General features: G+C 68.7%; 13 protein-coding genes. 1 reads left to right on the top strand and 12 read right to left on the bottom strand.

The genetic code is table 11. The features are described from left to right. Positions 1–76: 76 nt before the first annotated feature. The 3 genes from M8I34_RS25865 to M8I34_RS25855 all read right to left on the bottom strand — a co-directional run bounded on the left by M8I34_RS25865 (position 77) and on the right by M8I34_RS25855 (position 3952). Complete coding sequence (locus M8I34_RS25865) at positions 77–1276, bottom strand: cytochrome P450 (RefSeq protein WP_250052993.1); 1200 nt, start codon at positions 1274–1276, stop codon at positions 77–79. A gap of 14 nt (positions 1277–1290) precedes the next feature. Beyond that, positions 1291–3027 carry a non-ribosomal peptide synthetase gene (locus tag M8I34_RS25860; RefSeq protein ID WP_250052985.1) on the bottom strand — a complete coding sequence of 579 codons (1737 nt, stop codon included), beginning with the start codon at positions 3025–3027 and terminating at the stop codon, positions 1291–1293. Between the two features lie 94 nt (positions 3028–3121). Continuing rightward, positions 3122–3952 carry an alpha/beta fold hydrolase gene (locus M8I34_RS25855; protein ID WP_250052983.1) on the bottom strand — a complete coding sequence of 277 codons (831 nt, stop codon included), beginning with the start codon at positions 3950–3952 and terminating at the stop codon, positions 3122–3124. A 218-nt stretch (positions 3953–4170) separates the two neighbouring features. Between M8I34_RS25855 and M8I34_RS25850 the strand changes: the two genes are divergently transcribed. After that, positions 4171–5457 (top strand): PLP-dependent aminotransferase family protein, encoded by a 1287-nt coding sequence (locus tag M8I34_RS25850; protein WP_250052982.1) that lies wholly within the window; start codon positions 4171–4173, stop codon positions 5455–5457. A 15-nt stretch (positions 5458–5472) separates the two neighbouring features. On the opposite strand, the gene mpaM is transcribed toward M8I34_RS25850, so the two are convergent. From mpaM to M8I34_RS25805, 9 genes are all read right to left on the bottom strand, one after another. After that, entirely contained in the window at positions 5473–6294 is an 822-nt protein-coding gene (gene mpaM, locus M8I34_RS25845) for a daptide-type RiPP biosynthesis methyltransferase (RefSeq protein WP_250052980.1), read from the bottom strand. Positions 6295–6320: 26 nt separating this feature from the next. Then, positions 6321–7127: a PIG-L deacetylase family protein gene (locus tag M8I34_RS25840; RefSeq protein WP_250052977.1), complete on the bottom strand. Its 807-nt coding sequence runs from the start codon at positions 7125–7127 to the stop codon at positions 6321–6323. Positions 7128–7192: 65 nt separating this feature from the next. Continuing rightward, positions 7193–8419: a glycosyltransferase gene (locus M8I34_RS25835; RefSeq protein ID WP_250052975.1), complete on the bottom strand. Its 1227-nt coding sequence runs from the start codon at positions 8417–8419 to the stop codon at positions 7193–7195. A gap of 59 nt (positions 8420–8478) precedes the next feature. Then, a complete protein-coding gene (locus M8I34_RS25830; RefSeq protein ID WP_250052973.1) occupies positions 8479–9957 on the bottom strand; it encodes a tryptophan 7-halogenase in 1479 nt (492 codons plus the stop codon). 70 nt (positions 9958–10027) lie between these two features. Continuing rightward, entirely contained in the window at positions 10028–11248 is a 1221-nt protein-coding gene (locus tag M8I34_RS25825) for a cytochrome P450 (RefSeq protein WP_250052971.1), read from the bottom strand. 132 nt (positions 11249–11380) lie between these two features. Beyond that, positions 11381–12577 carry a cytochrome P450 gene (locus tag M8I34_RS25820; protein ID WP_250052964.1) on the bottom strand — a complete coding sequence of 399 codons (1197 nt, stop codon included), beginning with the start codon at positions 12575–12577 and terminating at the stop codon, positions 11381–11383. 56 nt (positions 12578–12633) lie between these two features. Continuing rightward, on the bottom strand, positions 12634–13842 hold the full coding sequence (locus M8I34_RS41690) for a cytochrome P450 (protein ID WP_250052955.1): 1209 nt from the start codon (positions 13840–13842) through the stop codon (positions 12634–12636). 117 nt (positions 13843–13959) lie between these two features. Then, complete coding sequence (locus M8I34_RS25810; protein ID WP_250052946.1) at positions 13960–14169, bottom strand: MbtH family protein; 210 nt, start codon at positions 14167–14169, stop codon at positions 13960–13962. Continuing rightward, complete coding sequence (locus M8I34_RS25805; protein WP_250052944.1) at positions 14166–19754, bottom strand: non-ribosomal peptide synthetase; 5589 nt, start codon at positions 19752–19754, stop codon at positions 14166–14168. The genes M8I34_RS25810 and M8I34_RS25805 overlap by 4 nt, the downstream gene beginning before the upstream one ends. Between the last annotated feature and the right edge of the window lie 7 nt (positions 19755–19761).

The following is a 19761-nucleotide window of genomic DNA, read 5'->3' as shown; positions in this document are numbered from 1 at the left end:
GCACGTCAAATTCGCATCAACAGTGTCAACTTGACGCCTCCGGGGCACAGACGCCATGGATACCGGTGCCGTGAAATCAACGCGCCGTGAATCGCACCGGGAGTTCCCGGTATCCCTGTACGGCGAGCGCGCGCAACCAGGTGGGCTCCTTCACCAGTTCCACCCGTGACACCCGCTCGGCCAGCGCGCGCAACACGACCGACAGCTCCATCCGGGCGAGTGCGGAACCGAGGCAGTGGTGCACCCCGTGGCCGAACGTGATGTGCCGATTGGGCTTTCGCCCGGGGCAAAAGGCGTCGGGGTCGTCGAACTCGGCGGGATCCCTGTTCGCGGCGGGCAGCCACGCGACCACCGGCGTGCCGGGCGGCAGGTGACGGCCGTTGATCGTGACCTCACCGGTCGTCACCCGGAGCACGTGCATCGCCGGCGAGGTCCAGCGCAGCACCTCCTCCACGACGGTGTCGACGTCCGCGCTCCCCTCGCGCAGGCCGGTCAGCAGGCCGGGCACCGTGGCGAGCGCGTGCACCGCACCGGTGATCGCGTGCCGGGTGGTCTCGTTGCCCCCGATCAGTACGTTGTCGCAGTTGAGCAGAGCGTCGTCGATGGTGAGGCTGTCCTCGGCCACCAGCGTGCTGACGAGGTCGGCGCCGGGGCGCTCGCGGCGCGCGGTGATCAACTCGTAGAAGTAGACGAGGATCTCGGTGTGTGCCTGACGCGGTGTCATCCCGTCGAACATGTCGTCCGCGCCGCCGAACGCGTGCTGGGTCAGCTCGATGAGCATGTCCTGATCCTCGGCCGGTACGCCGAGGATGTCGCACACGACCGCGGCTGGAATGCGTGAGCCGATCGCCGGGGCCACGTCGCACACCCCGCTGTCGAGCGCCTGGTCGAGCACGCTGCCCACCTCGGTCCGCACGCGCTGTGCCAGCCGCTGCGCGGCCGCTCTGGAGAGCAGCGGTCCGACCAGTCTGCGCAACGTGCGATGCTGCTGCTGTTCGGAGACCACCATCATCCGGCCGCCCGAGGTGTCCGGATGGTCGCGGTCGAACCCGATCATCATTCCGTACTCGGAGGTGAACGGCGCGGAGGGCGCGAGGACCGCGGCACAGGCCCGGTGCGAGAACACGGACCAGAAGCCGGTGGGTGAACTGCCCGGATCACTCCACACCAGCGCGTCGTCCGCCGCGAGCGCGCGCCAGCAGGCGTGCCGGTCGAGCGTCGTGTACAGATCGGGGTTGCCGAGATCAGTCACATCGGCGGTTTTCGTCGTCCGCATGGAGGGTCTCCCGGTCACGTCGCTGCACCGTCGAGCACCTTGGCGAGTTGTGCCACGGTCGGCGCGTTGAAGAAGGTCTGCACCCGCAGCCGGACGTTCAGGCTCTCGCGGATGCGGGCCACCAGCCGGGTCGCGAGCAGCGAGTGGCCGCCGGCCTCGAAGAAGCTGTCCTCGACGCCGACGCTGCTGACGCCGAGCACTTCGGCGAACAACAGGGCCAGGTGGATCTCCGTGGGTGTGCTCGGCGCCCGCCCCGATACCGCGCGCCCGGCGCTCTCGGGATCGGGCAGGGCGGCCCGGTCGACCTTGCCGTTCGGCGTGGTCGGCAGCCGCGGCAGGTCGACGACCACGTCGGGTACCAGGTAGGAGGGCAACCGCTTGCGCAGCTGGGCCAGGAGGTGGTCGGCTGCCACCGGCGCGCCCACCGCGGCGACCACATAGGCGACCAGCCTGTTCTCGTGCTCGATCACCACCGCCTGGGCCACTGAGTCCACTTCGAACAGGGCAGCCTCGACCTCGCCCGGCTCGATCCGGTGGCCGCGGACCTTCAGCTGGTCGTCGGCGCGGCCGACGAAGACGAGCTGGCCGTCCGAACGTGCCCGCACCCGGTCGCCGGTGCGGTACATGCGCTCGCCCGGGCTGCCGAACGGATCCGGCAGGAACCGCTGCGCGGTCGCCGCCGGCCGGTACAGGTAGCCGCGGGCGAGGCCGGGGCCGGTCGTGTACAGCTCGCCCACGTCCCCGTCCGGGACGGCCCGTATCCGGTCGTCCAGGACGTACGTACGGACGCCGGTGATCGGCCTGCCGATCGGTGGCGTGCCATCGCCGGTCAGTGGCTCGCTCGCGGTCACCGCGACGGTGGTCTCGGTCGGGCCGTACGCGTTGATCATCACGCGGTCGGTGGCCCAGCGTTTCGCGACCGGTGCCGGGCACGCCTCGCCCGCGACCAGGAGGGTCAGCCCTGCGGGCAGGCCGCCGGCCTCCTCCAGCGGCGCAAGGGCGGACGGCGGCAAGGTGACGTGGGTGATGCTCTGGTCGCGCACCAGGTGGGCGAGTGGCTCGCCCGGGACCAGGTCCGCCGCGGGAGCCAGCACCAGGCAGCCACCGGCCAGCCAGATCGGCCAGAACTCGGCGACGGAGGCGTCGAAGCCGGGGGATGCGAACGCCAGCAACCTGCTGTGGGGCAGCAGCCGTTGGCGGCGCACGTAGTCGGCGGCCAGGTTCGGGATCCCGCGGTGCGTGACCAGCACGCCTTTGGGCCGTCCGGTCGAGCCCGAGGTGTAGATGACATACGCGGGGTGGTCGGGAAGCAAGGGGCTGAGCCGGTCGTGGTCGTCCAGGTTCGGCTCGAAGGGGCGTGGCTCCCGTTGCACGCTCAGGGTGACGGGAGCGCCGGCCACATCCTGCCCCGGCAGGGACACCACACACTGCGCGGAGGCGTCGTCCAGCATCTGCCGCCTGCGTTCCTCGGGATAGTCCGGATTGACGGGCACGTACGCGCCGCCGGCCTTGAGCACGGCCAGGACCGCGATGACGAACTCGATCGACCGCGGCATCACCGTGGCGACCAGCCGTTCCGGGCCGACCCCGTGCTCGACGAGCCGGCGCGCGACCAGGTTGGCCTCCCCGTTCAGCTCGGCGTAGGTCAGTGTGGTGTCACCCATCGCCGCCGCCGGCCGGTCCGGCATCGCCGCGGCGGTTGCCTCGAACAGTGCGGGCGCCGTGGACGGCAGCACGATCGTGCCGGTCATGCTTGCTCCTTTGCGGCAGCGCGGGCGTCCGCGACCGTGTCGGCGAGGCGCCCGGCACGACCCGGGTGACTATCGCGGGCTGACTCAAGGGGTGTCATGCGGTCTCCTCCAATGGCGCGCGGGACTCGGCGCGAAGGAGCCGGATCAGCTCGCGGTTCACCGCTTCCGGGTTCTCCAGGTAGCCGAAGTGCCCGCACCCGGGAATCGTGCGGTGCGTTGCGCCGGGAATCGCGGCGGCCAGCTCCCGTCCGGCGGCCAGCGGCGCCACGAGGTCGTGCTCGAACGAGACGACGTGGCAGGGCACCTTGATCGCGCGGTAGGCCGGGATGCGGTCGGGCAACGCGCTCAGCAGCAGCTGAGCCCGGACGCCCGGACCTCCCGTACCTGACGCCTCGAGCAGGTCGAGCCAGTCGGCGGTGAGGTCGTCGTCGGCGAGCGTCGCGGGCCCCAGGTTGTGCAGGGCGCGAACGGCGGCGAGGTACCCCCGCGGCAGCTCGGTACCGCGTTCGATCAGCTCCGCCTCGGCCTCGGCCAGCGTCCGCTGGACGAGACTGCTCCGGCCGCAGGCGGCCATCAGCACGACCGTGTCCAGGAGTTCGGGGCGGGCAAGTGCCAGCTCCTGCGCGATGTATGAGCCCATCGAGGTGCCGACCACGCGGCACGGCGCCGCGCCGAGGTGCTCGATCAGGGCGGCCACGTCCGCGACGAGGTCGTCGATGGTGAACCCGTCCGTGCCGCCGTCGCTGGGCGGGATCCCGCGGTTGTCCATGGTGATGACGCGAAATCCGGCGGCGCGCAGCGCGGGCACCTGGTGCAGGTCCCACACCGAGCTCGGCGCCCCGGTGCCGGTCAGCAACAGGACGGGCGAGGCATGGCCCTGGTCGTGGTAGGACAACCGGATCCCGTTCTCCGTTGTCATCAACATGCCGGTCCTCCCCCGCCCGCCGCGCATCCACTGCGCGGCAAAGTTCTCGTTTCCCCGCAACGGTGTGACCGTACCTTCGGATATCGAGAATCTGGAAGAGCGGCCATAGACATCCGCAATTTCGGACGTGCTAAGCACATCTCAGCGGGAATCGCCGTCGATTCACATCCATGGCCGCTGCTTGACAGCTCGACCGCGCATGAAAAACCCTAGCATTCATGGATTCACACGGTCTTTCCACTCGCCTGAGCCTGGAAACTCTGCACGGCTCGCTCGCCGATCCGGCCATCTCGTCGATGAACCTGCTCAATGAGCTGATCGGCGAATATCCTGTGGCCATTTCCATGGCGGCAGGTCGCCCGTACGAAGAGTTTTTCGACGTCCGTCTCATCCACGAGTACATCGACGCCTACTGCGAGCACCTGCGAAACGATCGGAAGCTGGACGAGGCGGAGGTCACCCGCACGCTCTTCCAGTACGGCACCACGAAGGGCGTCATCAGCGATCTCATCGCCCGCAACCTCGCCGAGGACGAGAAGATCGAGGCCGCCCCCGAGTCCGTGGTCGTCACCGTGGGCGCGCAGGAGGCCATGTTTCTGATTCTGCGCGCGCTACGGGCGGATGAGCGGGACGTGCTGCTTGCCCCCGCCCCCACCTACGTCGGCCTGACCGGGGCCGCGCTGCTGACCGACACCCCCATCTGGCCGGTCCGGTCCACCGAGAACGGCATCGATCCCGAGGACCTCGTCCTCCAGCTGAAACGTGCCGAAGAGCAGGGCAAGCGCGTGCGGGCCTGCTACGTGACGCCCGACTTCGCCAACCCCACGGGCACCAGCATGGACGTGCCCGCCCGCCGCCGGCTCCTCGAGGGCGCCGAGGCGAGCGGCGTCCTGCTCCTGGAGGACAACGCGTACGGGGTCTACGGATCCGAGCGCCTGCCCACGCTGAAAGCACTCGACCGGTCGGGGACCGTGGCCTATATCGGCTCCTTCGCCAAGACCGGCATGCCCGGCGCCCGGGTCGGCTACGTCGTGGCGGATCAGCACGTGGCCGGGGGCGGCCTGCTCGCCGACCAGCTCTCCAAGCTCAAGGGCATGCTCACGGTGAACACCTCGCCCATCGCGCAAGCGGTGATCGCCGGAAAGCTCCTGCTCAACGACTTCAGTCTGATCAAGGCCAACGCCAGGGAAATCGCTATCTACCAACGCAACCTCCAGCACACCCTTGGCGAGCTCGCCCGCAGGCTCGGCGGCTGCCCCGGGGTCAGCTGGAACACACCGAAGGGCGGGTTCTTCGTCACCGTCACCGTGCCCTTCGGCGTCGACGACGCGTTGCTGAAACACGCCGCCGGCGACTATGGCGTCCTGTTCACCCCGATGCATCACTTCTACGGCGGCAAGGACGGGTTCAACCAACTCCGGCTTTCGATCAGCCTGCTCACACCGGAGCTCATCGAGGAGGCCGTCTCCCGGCTCGCCGCACTCATCACCGCACGCCTCGCCTGAGCCGAGCTCAGCGGGTCATGCGGAATCGCTCCGCCATGACGCCTCCAGCAACAACGCGTCATGGCGGCCGCTGCCCCCGGCGGACCTGAACGAAGCCGGCTCCAGCACGTCGAATCCGGCCTGTTCCAGTTCCCGTACCACCTGATCCGGCTCCAGGAGCCTGAGACGACTCGTGCAGATAACGAAGGGGTCCGACGTGTCGTCGGCGGGGTAGACGGTGATGTCCTGGATTGCTTCCGCCGGCGACCGCCGCACGTGCAACACGTACCGTCGGCCGCTCCGGCCTGACAACTCCTGATCGCGCTCCAGCGAATCCGACCTGCCCGTATGGGACATGCTGATCAGGAATTTCCCGCCGGGCTCGAGGTGCTCACGAACCGACCCGTACAGGCCACGCCTGTCGGCGTCGTCCAGGAGGTTGATCGAGCCGTAGCTGATGACCACGGCTCCAAAGCGCTGATCCAACGCGAAGGCGCTCATGTCTCCTTGAACCACCGTGCACCGGCCGCGCACATCTGCCGACTCGTCTTCCAGCTGCCGCCGAAGGGCGGCGACCATTGCGGCGGACAGCTCGAGTGCGGTCACCTCGTACCCGAGCGTCAGGAAGGGGAAGGTCAGCCGGCCCGTTCCGGCAGCGAGTTCCAGCACCGGTCCGGACGCAGGGCGAATGCGGGCGGCCATCTCCTTCGCTTCCGAGACACCGTCCGCATCCTGCATCAAATCGGACCCGACGCTGTCCTCATAGAAACTGCGCAGAACGCCTCGCTCACCTACGGAGGCCAGCAAAGCGTCCGCGCGAGTCGTCCGAATCGGGCCATGCTCCAGCTGATTACTCATGAGGCCAACCTCCTGGTCGACATTCGTCAGACAACAGCCCAGGTCTTTTCGCCGTATCCACCGTGTGGTGAGCTTTCCCGAGCATGCTTTTCCAGCTGGGCGAACAAATCCTTGTCCGGCCCGTTGAGCATCAACATTTGGGACGAATAGCACTTCAGGGCTTCGACTTTCCGCGCCCATGTCTCCGTGGTGACGGAGCTGAAATCGGGAGGACCGAGATGAAATCCCCCCGGCAGTTCGACGGCATCCAACCCGAAGACCGCATGCGGAAGGTCTTCCCACAGCCGCACCGGAATGCCCTGCTCGTGCGCCACGAACAGCGCGGCATCCCGTGCGATCTCGTTGTCGATATGACCGTTGGCGGCCGCACAGGTGACGATCAGCGTCGGAGTGCACTCGTCGACGACCGACTCGATGTCAGCCTTTACTGCGGAAAACAGATCCGAATCGCCCTGTGACGACTGTCTGTTGATTGCCACCTTCTGGCGGCCTGGCACGTTGTCAGCCAGCCATTGGCCATCCGGCGACTTGCGATAAATGGCGTCAAGGAATCGGCCGTGCCGGTGGTCGACCCCCAGGTGGCCGAGAGCGGCGATGTCTTCTTTCCGGCGATACGGTGATGCGTCTTGATCCGGCGAGATGCCCCAGATTCCGCGCAATCGCTGCGCCGCCGGGGAGTAGGGAGGTGACGCGGTGCCGGCAAATACCGTGAAGACGGTCGCCTGCACACCGTCCCGCGCCGCCTGGGCGAGGCCGGCCCCGAAGGACAGGACCGCGTCGCTCAAATGAGGGGATATCACTAGTAATCGGGTCTGCTCAGAGCCGTGAAACATGGCGGTCAATCTATGGACGGCATTTCCGCGTCGCAACGAGTGAGGACTGGACGGACCGGTGTGGTTCATGCGGGAACAGTCGACTTGTCTTGGCCGGCCGCATGGAGCAGCAGTTCCGCGGCCACCCTTGGCCCATCGCTGCGGATCGTGCCTGCCGCCGCCGCCGCTCGCGCGCGGGTTTGTGGGGCGAGGGCCGCGCCGAGCGCGGCCGCCAGGGAGTCGAACGTCGGGGCCGGACCGTCATGTGCCACCCCGATGCCCAGCTCGGCCACCCGGCCTGCGTAGTACGGCTGGTCCGCGATCTGGGGCACCACGACCTGGGGGGCACCTGCCCGCGCGGCCACGTGCGTCGTGCCCGCGCCGCCGTGATGGATGACGGCGGCCACCCGGCCGAACAGCACCTGCTGGTTCACTTCTCCGATGGTCAAGCAGTCCTCCCAGTCGTCGGGCAGGATCAGATCGGCCCATCCACGGGAGAGGATCACCCGGTGGCCATGGGCACGGACCGCCTCGACGGCCACCCGGACGGCGTCCGCGGGCGCGCGCAGGCTGCCGAAACCCACGTACACCGGCGGTGACCCGGCAGCCAAGAACGCCTCCAGCTCCGCCGAAAGGGGGCGTTCGTCCGGCAGGATCCACGCACCGGTCTGCACGGCGTCGAGGTGGGTCGGCTGCAGCGGGGCCAGGACCGCGTCCGCCGCCAGCCAGGGATGATCGGTGTAGCCGAAGGTGAGGATGTCCTCCACCGGTGGCAGGCCGATCGCGCCCCGCCTGGCGTTGAGCGGGCCGCCGTACCGCCGGTAGGCGCTCTGGTTGTTCCGGTCCCACAGCGCCCCGATGTCGCTCACCTCCCGTGCGGGCGGCTCGCCGAGGGGCGGTGGCGGCGGGTAGTACGGCGACGGCACGTAGATCGGGCAGTGGAAGGCGTAGAAGTAGGGGATGCCCAGCTTCTCGGCCACCGACCGCACCCCGATCGCAACGGGCAGCAAGCCGGTCGTCACCACCACGTCACACCCCTCGGCGGCCGCCGGGAGTTGGTCGAACTGCGTGGCGATCGCCTCGGCCGAGAACCTGGACATGTCCTCGGGCGACGGCGGCGCCGTTCCGTGTCTCGGCGTGCGCGCCGACGGGCCGAGGGGCACATACGGCACATCGGCCTCGGCCAGCCGCTCCGCGCAGTCCGGCGGTGCACACACCCGCGCCTGGGCGCCGAGCTCCCGCAGCCCCGCCGCCAGTGCCACCAGCGGTTCGACGTCTCCGCGGCTGCCGTACGTCGACAGCAACACACGCATTTCGCTCCCCTGTTCCGTAGGGCTTTGAGCACCGGCGGACTGCCCGAAGTGCTCAGGGTTCACGCCGGTTGCTGAGGCAGCCACTTCATTCCGTCGGGCGAGGCCACGAGGCCGCCGGGGAACAGCGGCAGTTCGGGCTCGGCGTCCTCGCCGAGCAGCGCCTTCATCTGCACCTGGCCGGCCTCCTGCATCGCCTGCCTGACCACCTGTGACTTGAACATCGGCACCATGTTTTCCTGGTCGCCGCCTGCCATCTGATCCACGGCCGCGGCGAACTCGGCGCTGCGCTCGGCTATCCTGTCCGCCGCCGTCAGCGCCGTCTCACCGGACGACACCCCACCGATGAGCTCCACGAACGACTCGATATCGGTGGTGTTCTGACTGTTCGTGACCTTCTTGGCCCGCCAGAAATACGAGTCCTCGTTCACGTTCATCTGGTAGAACGACATGAGGAATTCGTAGAACACCTGGTACTCGCGGCGATATCGCGCCTCGAACTCGGTCAGTACCGTCTTCTCATCCAGCTCGCCCGCGAGGACGCTGTTGATCGACCGGGCCGCGAGCAGCCCGCTGTAGGTCGCCAGATGCACCCCGGAAGAGAACACCGGGTCCACGAAGCACGCGGCATCGCCGACCAGAACCATCCCCGACCGCCAGAAATTCGTCTGCTGATACGAGTAGTCCTTGCGGATCCGCAGTTCCCCGTACGTGCCGGTCGTCACCCGGGTCGCGTCCGACAGGTATTCCGAGATCATCGGGCACTCGGCGATCAGGGAATTGAGTGCCTTCTCCCGATCTCCTTGGACCTTTTCGGCGTCCTCCCTGCGGACTACCGCGCCGACGCTGGTCAGCGTGTCGCTCAGCGGGATGTACCAGAACCAGCCGCTGTCGAAGGCCACGCTCAGGATGTTGCCCGAGGCCGGCTCGGGCAGCCGCTTACCACCTTCGAAGTATCCGAACAGCGCCAGGCTGCGGAAGAACTCCGAATAATTCCGCGTGCCGCCGACGTTGGCATGCAGCCGGCTCTTGTTGCCCGACGCGTCGACCACGAAGCGCGCCGACACCGCACGCTCACTGCCATCGGGATCGGTGTACCGCAGACCGGTGACACGATCACCGTCTTCCACCACCTCGGTGACCGCGCAGCCCTCCCGCACGACCACACCCTTGCGTTTGGCGTTGTTCAACAAGATCTCGTCGAATCGCGCCCGCTCGACCTGATAGGCGTACGACGTCGAGCCGGCCATCCGGGCAGAGATGCCGAAGTGGAACGTCCACGGCTCCGGGCGAGCACCCCAGCGGAATGTGCCACCCCGCTTCATCGGGAAGTTGGCATCGGCCAGTTCGTCCGCGACGCCGAGCATCCGGCACACTCCGTGCACCGTGGCAGGCAGCAACGACTCACCGATCTGGTACCGGGGAAAGTTCTCCTTCTCAAGCAGCAGCACCCGATGGCCCTGCATGGCCACGAGTGTGGCCACGGTCGAACCACCCGGCCCACCACCGGCCACCACTACATCGAATTCGTCGACCGACATCTCGCCACCGTTTCCTGTGTTGCGGGTCAATTTGTTGCGGCCAGTTCTCCGAGCGTGCGCCGCTCGATCGCTACCACGTGACGGGCACCTGATCCGGACAGTCGACGAACGCGTTCCGGTACTTCACTTCGCCGATGGGCACGGCAAGGCGCAGCCCGGGGAACCGTCGCCAGAGGGCTTGATAGGAGATGCGCAGCATCGCCCTTGCCAACGCCGCTCCCACGCAGTAGTGGATGCCGTGCCCGAATCCGACGTCCGAGACCGGTTCACGGTTCGCGTCGACAACATTGGGATTCGGCGTAAGGGCCTCATCCCGGTTGGCCATGAGGACCGAGCACAGCACATAGTCCCCCGCCTTGATCAACTGTCCGTCGATGACCACGTCCTTGATGGCCAGGCGGGGATTCGGCCCCTGCACGGGCGACAGATAACGCACCAGTTCGGTGACTACGAGATCGGCCTTCGCGCGGCTCTCGAAAAGCAACGGTAGGTGGTCGGGATGGTCCAGAAGCGCGACGACCCCGAAGCCGATCATTCCCGCGACGGTCTCGACACCACCGAGGATCAGGGCCATGCACAGGCCCTTCAACTCCTCGTCCGTGATGTTGTCTCCGTGCCCTTGCACGACCATGCCGAGGAGCCCCTCGCCGGGGTCCTTCCGCTGCCGGGTGATCAGGTTGTCCAGGTACCGGTTGAACGCCGCGCTGTCGGCGGCCCTCGCCTTGAGCCCGCGGCTCAGATCGACGTTCCGCCTCAGCCGCCGGACGAACTCGCGTCGATCGTCCCGCGGGATGCCGAGCAGCTCACACAGAACACCCGCGCCGATCGGATCGGCGAAATCCCGCTGGATGTCCGCGGGTGGTCCCGCGGCCTCCATCATCTCGAGCCGATCGTCGATGAGGCCCTGTATGTGGGGCTCCATCGTGCGGATACGGCGGACCGTGAACTCCGGTGTCAGCATCTTCCGCAGGCGCGAGTGCTCGGGCGGATCGTACGTCGAGATCTGCCCGACGAACTGGGGCTCTATGCGTTCTGCTGACTCCCCCTGGATGAACCGGGGCCGGGTCGTGAAATTCTCGTGATCGCCCAATATCCTGCGTACGACGTCGTACCCGAACGCCTGCCAAACATAGTCCCTGCCCAGCTGCTCGGATGCCTCCCCGACGATCCGGAACAGCGGGCCATGCGCTCTGAGATCGAAATTGTCTGCATGCGGATCACAGTGCGTTCTCATCTTGAAGTGCGCCGGCTCTCGTAAGAGTGGCGCGACCTCGTCGATATCTGGACTCATATCGAGTGGAAGCTCCTTCACTGACCGGGAGTTCCGGTTGGTTTCGCCTCGACCACGCTGCCGCCTCAGTTTCATCTGTCATCGGACAGGACGTCCAGCGCCTCGCGTGGACAACACGGCTGCCACGGACGATCACCAAGCGACCATCAGTTCGTTCAGTCCATACGCGGGGGTGGTCAAGCGGAAAATGTCCTCCTGGGCGGGATCCGCGAGCCTCAGTCCGGGAAATCGCCGCCACAGAGCGGTATAGACCGTCCGCAATTCGAGGCGGGCCAGAGCAGCTCCCAGGCAATGATGGACGCCGTGCCCGAACGCGACATGCGGGACGGGCTGGCGCGTGACATCGAGACGGTCCGGATCCGGCGTCAGGGCAGGGTCACGGTTGGCCGCCGGAAGCGAGCAGATGACGCTCTCCCCCTTCTTGACCACCTGGTCGCCGATGGTGACGTCCTCCATGGCGATGCGGGGTGTCGGGGAATAGGTGACCGTCAGGTAGCGGATCAGCTCGTCGACCGCCCGTTGCGCCGATCGCTCGTCGCCCCGGAACGCGGCGATCTGTTCGGGGTGCCGCAGCAGCGCCAGCACGCCGAGACCGATCATTCCGGAGATGTTGTCGTCGCCGGCCAGCATCACCTGGACGCAGAAGCCCCTCAGCTCCTCGTCCGTGGCCGCGTCGCCGTGTTCGGCGACGACGGCTCCGATCAACCCCTCGCCCGGGTCCTTCCGTTCCCTGGCGATCATCGCCAACAGGTAGCGGGAGAACGCCTCGCCGGCCGCCGCCCGTCTCTTCTGGCTTCGCGAGGCGTCGAGATGCCCGTGACACAGCTGCATGAACATGGCCCGGTCGTCCCTGGGCACGCCGATCAGCTCGCACAGCACGGCCCCGGGCACCGCCTCGGCGACGGACTCGATCAGATCCGCGGGGGATCCCGCCTGCTCCATGGCGTCAAGACGCTCGGTCACTATCTGTTCGATGGAGGGCTGCAGACGCTGCATCTTGCGCAGCGTGAAGCCGGGCGTCAGCTTCTGCCGCAGCCGGGTGTGCTCCGGCGGGTCGTAGTCCATCAGGTTGCCGACCAGCTCACGCGGCCGGAAGATGCCCTCCCCGCCGATCTCGTCCCGCCGGTCCCAGCGCCGCCGGGTGCTGAACCTCTGGTGATCGCCCATCACCTGTCGGACGACAGCGTGTGTGGTCGCCATCCAGCGGGTCTCGGCGTCCGCTCCGGATCCGGCAGTGACCCTCGTCAGCGGTCCTGCGGCGAGCAGTTCGTCCGCCGGATTGAGGCCCTGCCTGCGCACGTGGACGGGGCGCGAGTCGTCACCACTCAACGGGAAGCTCCTCCCCTGCCATCGATTCTCCTCCCAGATACGGCCTGGATACGGCGCTACCAGTCGAGCCACAGGGCTTCCACGTTGAGCGGCGGCTGCCCCAACGTGATCTCACGATCCGGTTCGGCAAGGCGCAGGGTGGGAAAGCGGTGTGCCAGCGCCGGAATCGCCACCCGGAACACCATCTCGGCCAGCGACCGGCCGAGGCAGTGGTGGATGCCGTGCCCGAACGCGATATGCGTGGGGTTTTCCCTGGTGATGTCGAACCGGTCGTCCGGGCCGGGGAAGTGCCAGCGGTTCGCGGCCAGGAACGAGGGGGTGACGGTGTCGCCCGCCTTGATGGGGCAACCGCTGATCCGCACGTCCTCCAACGCGATGCGCGGAGTGGTCTTCTCGTCGCTGGTGATGTACCGGACCATCTCGTCCAGCCAGTGGTCCGGCGCGGTGTCCGGCCGGTCCCGCAGCACGGCGAACTGCTCGGGCTCCTCGACCATCAGCCATGCGGCCGCCGCGAGGAAGCGAGCCACCTGGTCCCCGCCCGCGCCCATGACGAACGCGGCCACTCCGATCAGCTCCGCGTCGGTGATCTTCTCGCCGTGCTCGCGCACCACGACGCCGAACAGGTCGTCACCGGGGTCGCGGCGGGTTCGCGTCACGACCTGGTTCATGTACGCCCAGAACTTGTTTCCCGCCGCCAGGCGCCGCTTGCCCGACCGTTCGGCCCGGCTGGCGTGCAGGGCACGGGACAGCTCCACCTGATCATCGCGTGGAATGCCGACGAAGTCACAGGTCACCGTCGTCGCGATGGGCCACCCGAAATGCGGGACGAAGTCCACCGGGCCACCGGTGGACTCGATGTCGTCAAGGGTGGCCTCGACGACCTTCTCGACCTGCGGCCGAAACCCCTGTATCCGCCGGATGGCGAAGGGGCTCGTCACCATCCGGCGCAGCCGCGTGTGCTCCGGTGGATCGTACTGAGTGAGGAAGCCGGGGAATATGAAACCGGCCTCGGTGCCGCCGTAGAGCAGCTTGGAGCTGAATTTGTCCGAGCCGAGAACCTGCCGGATCTCGTCGTACCCGGCGGCAAGCCACGCGGTCCGCCCTTCGGGGGCATCCTCGACGCCCAATACGGCCATGGGGCCCTCGGCCATCAAGGCACGTAACTCCGGTACCGGATCGAACCGGTCCCGTCGGTGTATGTCCAAGCCCAGGTGAACGTTGATCTCCTCGAACGAGCCCCGGACGATGTCGTTGTCCTCGAGCACTGCAAAAGGTCCCTTCGCCTCGTCCAGCCCTGGGATGCGGACATGGTGGTCGCGGGACGGTTGGACGAGCGCCGAGCCCGTCCAACCGTCCGCATTGAGCGGCTGGACTCCTTCGCCTCAGGCGCCGACTTCCTGGATGAGGCTCTTAGGCCGGAGGTCCTTCCAGCTCTCCTCGACGTAGTCGAGGCACTCCTGGCGGGTGGCCTCACCGTAGGCACGGGACCAGCCGGCAGGCACTTCCGCGAAGGTCGGCCAGAGGGAATGCTGGCCCTCATCGTTGACCAGTACGAAAAAGGAGCCGCTGTCGTCATCGAACGGGTTGGTCATCGTTGTGTCCTTTCACTCTTCGGCCGGGAATGGAGCTTCTCGGCGACGATGGCTCCAATCTGAGCCAGCGCCGCGGGTTGCACCAAGTCGTAGTGGTTGGACAGGATCTCGTGGGGCTCGACGGTTCCGCTGGTGAAGTCCTTCCAGCTGGCTATCGCCTCCGGTACGGGCAGATGCGCCGGCCGGTCCACCGAGGCGATGAAGAGCAAGATGTCGCTGGCGAAGGGCGAGGCGGTATGCCGCGGCCCGACCTCCCAGAGGTTTCGCATCACCGCCTCGAGGCGCTTCCTGGTGCCGGGCCCTTGGACCATTCCACCGGCGAGCTCCAGGTCCTGCTGCTTGCGCTGTGCCACGGCCTCCTCGTCGCGCATGGCTTCTTCGCTCACCGTGCCGGTCGCGTTCCGTCCCATGTAGACGGGATAGGCGTCGAGCAGGGCGAGCAGGCCGACCTCCCCCCCTTCCGCCTCGAGCAACGCGACCATCGCCTGCGCGATCCGCCCACCGAGGGACCAGCCGAGGAGGTGGTACGGCCCGCTCGGCTGCACAGCCCGGATGTGCTCGAGGTAATCGGCCGCCATCTCCTCGACGCTGCCGGGCAGGGGTTCGGTACGGGCCAAGCCGCGCGCCTGCACTCCGTAGACCGGCTGATTCACCGGAAGATGCCGCAGCAACGGCTGATAGTTCCAGCTCAGGCCGCCGCTCGCGTGGAGGCAGAACAGTGGCGGGCGGTCACCGCCGACGCGCAGCGGCAGCAGGATCTCGTAGTCACCCGTCTTCACCGAAGGGGCCGAGCGGCGCCGCTCGCCTACGACGATGAGGGTCTTGGCGGAGGTCTTCCGGGCGAGCAGGCCCGTGCGCAGCATCTGATGTCCCTCGGTCCCGAACGGGCAGGGCACACTCGATCGAGCGGCCTTGCCCGCGTCCACGGCCGGCCCTGTGACGTAGAGATGGCCCACGGCCCCGGGAGGGACCGGGCACAGCCGGTCGTCGAGCAGAAGCGCGCCGAGCGGACCGGCCTCGGCCAGGCCGGCGAGCGCCGGGGGCACGGCCCCGGCCCACCGCGCCGGTGCGATGACCGGACGGCTGCGTTCGAAGTCGTCCAGGAAGACGTCCAGGTCGCTGATCCGCCGCCGGGGATCCTCCGCCACCTGTTCCAGGACGCGGACCAGGCGCCGGGCCACCGACTCGGCCGTGTCCCGGTCGAACAGGTCGGTGGCATAGCGGAGGACGCCTTCGATGCGGTCCTCGTCGTCGGGGCGGTCGGTGAGCTTGAACGCGAGGTCCAGCTCCGTGGCTTCGGCGCCGCCGGGTTCGACATTGGTGCGCAGGCCCGGCAGTTGCATCGCGTCCCAGGTGCCGAGCCCTTCCTCCACCACCTCGAGGCCCACCTGGAACACGGGGTGGCGGGAGAGCGAGGCGGGCAGGTCGAGCAGCTCGGTGAGCCGCTCGAAGGGCACGTCCAGGTGCTCGTGGGCGGCCTGGGCCTCTTCCTGCACGCGGGTGACGACGTCCAGGAAGGTCGGGTCGCCCGAGACGTCCGTGCGCAGGGCGAGAGGCCGGGCGCACGGCCCGATCATCGGCTCGAGGTCGATGAGGTCCTCGTCCCGGGGCAGCGTCGTACCGATCACCAGGTCGTGGCCCGCGCCCAGTTTCGTCAGCAGCATGGCGAGCGCGGCGTGCACCACCTGGAACGCGTCCGCGCCGGCCGACTCCGCCGCGTCCATCAGCCGGGCGTACGGGCCCGCGTCCAGCCGCAGCTCGACCGTCCCAGCCCGACGCGAGGGGACAGCCGACCGCAGGCGGTCGAACGGCAGCGCCGTCTCCCCGTCGAGGCCGGCCAGGTTGTCCCGCCAGAAGGCGACCTGATCGTGGGGCAAGCTGCCCGGCTCACTCTCGTCCGCGAGCAGTCGCTGCTCCCAGATCGCGTAGTCGGCGAACTGCACGGCCAGGGGCGCGCGCTCGGGGACCCGGCCCTCGCGCCGTGCGCCGTATGCGGCCGCCAGGTCGCGGAAGAACACGTCCAGCGAGTCGTCGTCGGCGAGAATCCGGTGCATCCGCAGATGCAGTACGTGCTCCTTGTCCGCGAGTGCGAAGAGCTCACATCGCCACGGCACGTCCTCGGTGAGGTCGAACACCGACTCGCGCCGCTCGGCGAGCAGGTGGTCAAGGTCCTCCTCGGTGGCCGGGACGGGAGTCAGCTCGACCGCAAGGGCGTCTTGAATGTGCTGGTGGACGCTGTGTGCATCGCCGGGGAAAGTCGTACGGAGGATGTCGTGCCGGGCCGCGACGTCGCCGAGCGCCGCCGCGAGCGCGGACACGTCCAACCGGCCGCGCAGGCGCAGTGCGACCGACGCGTGCAGGCCCGCCGTCTCCTTCCCGGGGGCGGCAAGCAGCCGGGCGCGCAGCTGCCGGGTGGTGACCGGCACCCGCTCCGGCCGCTGGGCGGCTTCCAGTGCGGGGCGGGACTTCGCGGCGAGCACCCTGGCCAGACCCGCGGGTGTCGGCGAGGAGAACAGCTGCCGGATGGGCAGATCCGCGCCGAGTTCCTCACGGATCCGCGCGATGAGCCGCATGGCGAGCGCCGAACTCCCGCCGAGGTCGTGGAAGGTGTCGTCGCCCCCCACGTGGTCGACGCCGAGGATCTCGGAGAACAGCACACACAGCACCTTCTCCGTCTCGCTCTCCGGCGCCTTCTGTGACGCGTCTCCCGCGAGATCCGGGGCGGGCAGGGCCCGGCGGTCCACCTTGCCGTGGGCGGTGACCGGCAGGCCGGGCAGGGCGACCACCGCCATCGGCACCATGTACGCGGGCAGGACCTGGGCCATGTGCCGCCGGATCTGAGCTGCCCCCACATCACTGCCGTCGGAGACGAAGTAGCCCACCAGCCGCTTCTCGCCCGGCTGGTCCTCCCGCGCCACGACGACCGCCTCGAGAACTCCGGGCTGGGCCGCAAGGACGGCCTCCACCTCGCCCAGCTCCACCCGGTAGCCGCGGATCTTCACCTGGTCGTCGGCGCGGCCGAGGAACACCACCTCGCCGCGGGAGTTCCAGCGCGCCAGGTCGCCGGTGCGGTACATCGGCCGACCGGCGAGGAACGGGCACGCCACGAACCGCTCGGCGGTCAGGCCCGGGCTTGTGAGGTACCCGCGGGCCAGCCCCGTACCGGCGATGTACAGCTCGCCGACCACTCCCGGCGCGACCGGGCGCAGGAAGGCATCGAGGATGTAGATCTTGCGGTTGGTCATGGGGCGGCCGATCGGCAGCTCCCGCCCGAGCTCCTCGCCGGGCTCGATCGGCTTCCAGGTCGCGCACAGGGTGGTCTCGGTCGGCCCGTAGGTGTTGCGCACCCGCAGGCCGGGCTGGGCCCGCCGCAGGTTCTGCACCGACTGCGCGGGGACCACGTCCCCGCCGGTGCCGATTTCGACCAGACCCGCGAAACACTCCGGGGACGTCTCCGCCAGGGCGCGGAAGGTACCGGCGGTGAGGTGGACGGCACTCGCGCCGCGTTTGACGGCCTGGCGCACCCCGGCCGCGTCAAGGACTCCCGGCTCGGTGAGCAGGACGCGGGCGCCCATGGCGAGCGGCACCCACATCGCGTAGAGCGAGGGGTCGAAGACGTGCGTCGCGTGCATCAGCACGCCGTCGCCCGGACCGATCTGCCATCCCGCGTCACCGGCCAGGCCGGCCACGGCCCCGTGGGGGATGCCTACGCCCTTGGGGAGGCCGGTGGATCCGGAGGTGTACATCACGTACGCCAGGTCGTCGGCCCTCGGCCGGCTCTCAGGCGCCGTGGCGGCACAGCCGGCGACGGCTGCCCGCGTCTTCGGCGCGTCGAGGACGATCGCGTCCTTCGGCGCGACGCTGCTGGTCGCCTCGGTGCACAGGACGGTGGAGACCGCGGAGTCCTTGAGGATGAACGCGATCCGCTCGGCCGGGTACTCGACGTCCACCGGGACGTACGCCGCACCGGTCTTCCAGATCGCCAGGAACGCGATCAGCAGGTCCGGCGACCTGTCCATGGCCACCCCGACCCGGTCGCCGCGGCCGACGCCACGAGCGGCGAGGTAGCCGGCCAGCCGGTTCGCAGCTCTCTCGACCTCGGCGTAGGTCAGATCCGCGCCGTCGGCGTCGGTGATCGCCACCGCGTCCGGTGCCTCGGCCACCCGCCGCGCGAACATCGCGACCACGGATTCCCCCGGCACCGGTCCCGCGGTGGCGTTCCATTCGTCCACCACCAGGGCGCGTTCGGCCTCGCTCAGCAGCGTCAGGCGGCCGATCGACACATCGGGCTCGGCGACAAGACGCTCAAGGACGCGAGCCAGCGCGCCCACGACCGATTCGGCGACCGCGTGGTCGAACAGGCCCCGGTCGTAGTCGAGGATGAGCGGCATCTGCTCGCCGGGTCCGGTGATCAGGGTGAACGGGTAGTGCGAGGAGTTGCGCCCCCGCTTGATCGGGCGCAGGGTCAGGCCGTCGTCCGGCTCCTGGCCGAGTCCCTTGCGGGGGAAGTTCTCGTAGATGATGAGCGTGTCGAAGACCGCTCCGGGGCCGGCGACGGCCTGCACGTCCTGCAGGCCGAGATGGTGGTGGGCCATGAGGGCCGACTGGTCGCGCTGCAGCTCGGCGAAGAGGTCGACGGCCCGCCGCCCGCCGTCGAGCCGGACCCGCACCGGCAGGGTGTTGAGCAGCTGGCCGACCATCGACTCCACCCCGGGGAGGTCGCCGGGCCGCCCCGAGGCGGTCGCGCCGAACACCACGTCGCTGCGGCCGGCCAGTTGCGACAGCACGACGGCCCACGCGCCCTGCACGATGCTGTTCAGAGTGAGGCCGTGACCGCGCGCAAGACCGGCCAGATCGTCCGTCAGTTCCGTGGGCAGCTCGAGCACCACCGTGTCGATGTCCGGCACGCGGGCCGGATCGGCCGGGGCGACCGTGGTGGGCGTGTCGAGCCCTGCGAACTCCCCCCGCCAGGCTGCCCTGGCCGCCTCCTTGTCCTGCCGGCCGAGCCACGCGAGATAGTCCCGGTAGGACCCGGTGGGCGGGAGTGTGGACGCGTCCCCGTCCGCCGCGTAGATCGCGGCCAGTTCGCGGTGGATGATCGGCATCGACCAGCCGTCCACCAGCACGTGGTGAAGGGTGTGCACGAGCCGGTGGCGCTCCGGGCCGAGCCGGATCAGGTGCAGTTTCATCAGCGGCGCCGTCTCGATGTGCAGCCGCTCGGCCACCTCGTTCGCCGCGAGCCGGTCCACTTCGCTGTCGACGATGTCGTCCGGCAGCGAGGAAAGGTCCGTCTCGCGCCAGGGGATCTCGGCGTCCCGCGCGATGACCTGCACCATCCGCGCGCCGCTGACATAGCGGAAACAGGCCCGCAGCGCGGCATTGCGGTCCACGACGGCCTGCCACGACGCCCTCAGCCGGGCGGCGTCCAGCGGGCCGTCGATCCCGTACACGGTCTGCACGGTGTAGGTGTCAGGACCATCGCCGTCCAGTGCGGTGTGATAGAGCATCCCTTCCTGCAACGGCGAAAGGGGCCATACGTCCTCCACGCTGGAGCGGGGCTTGGGGCGGGTGCCGTCAACTGTCACGGTCTGC

Origin of the sequence: Streptomyces sp. MCA2 (assembly GCF_023544705.1) — a bacterium.
Classification (GTDB): Bacteria; Actinomycetota; Actinomycetes; order Streptomycetales; family Streptomycetaceae; genus Streptomyces; species Streptomyces decoyicus.
This window is presented reverse-complemented; position numbering and strand designations above follow the sequence as displayed.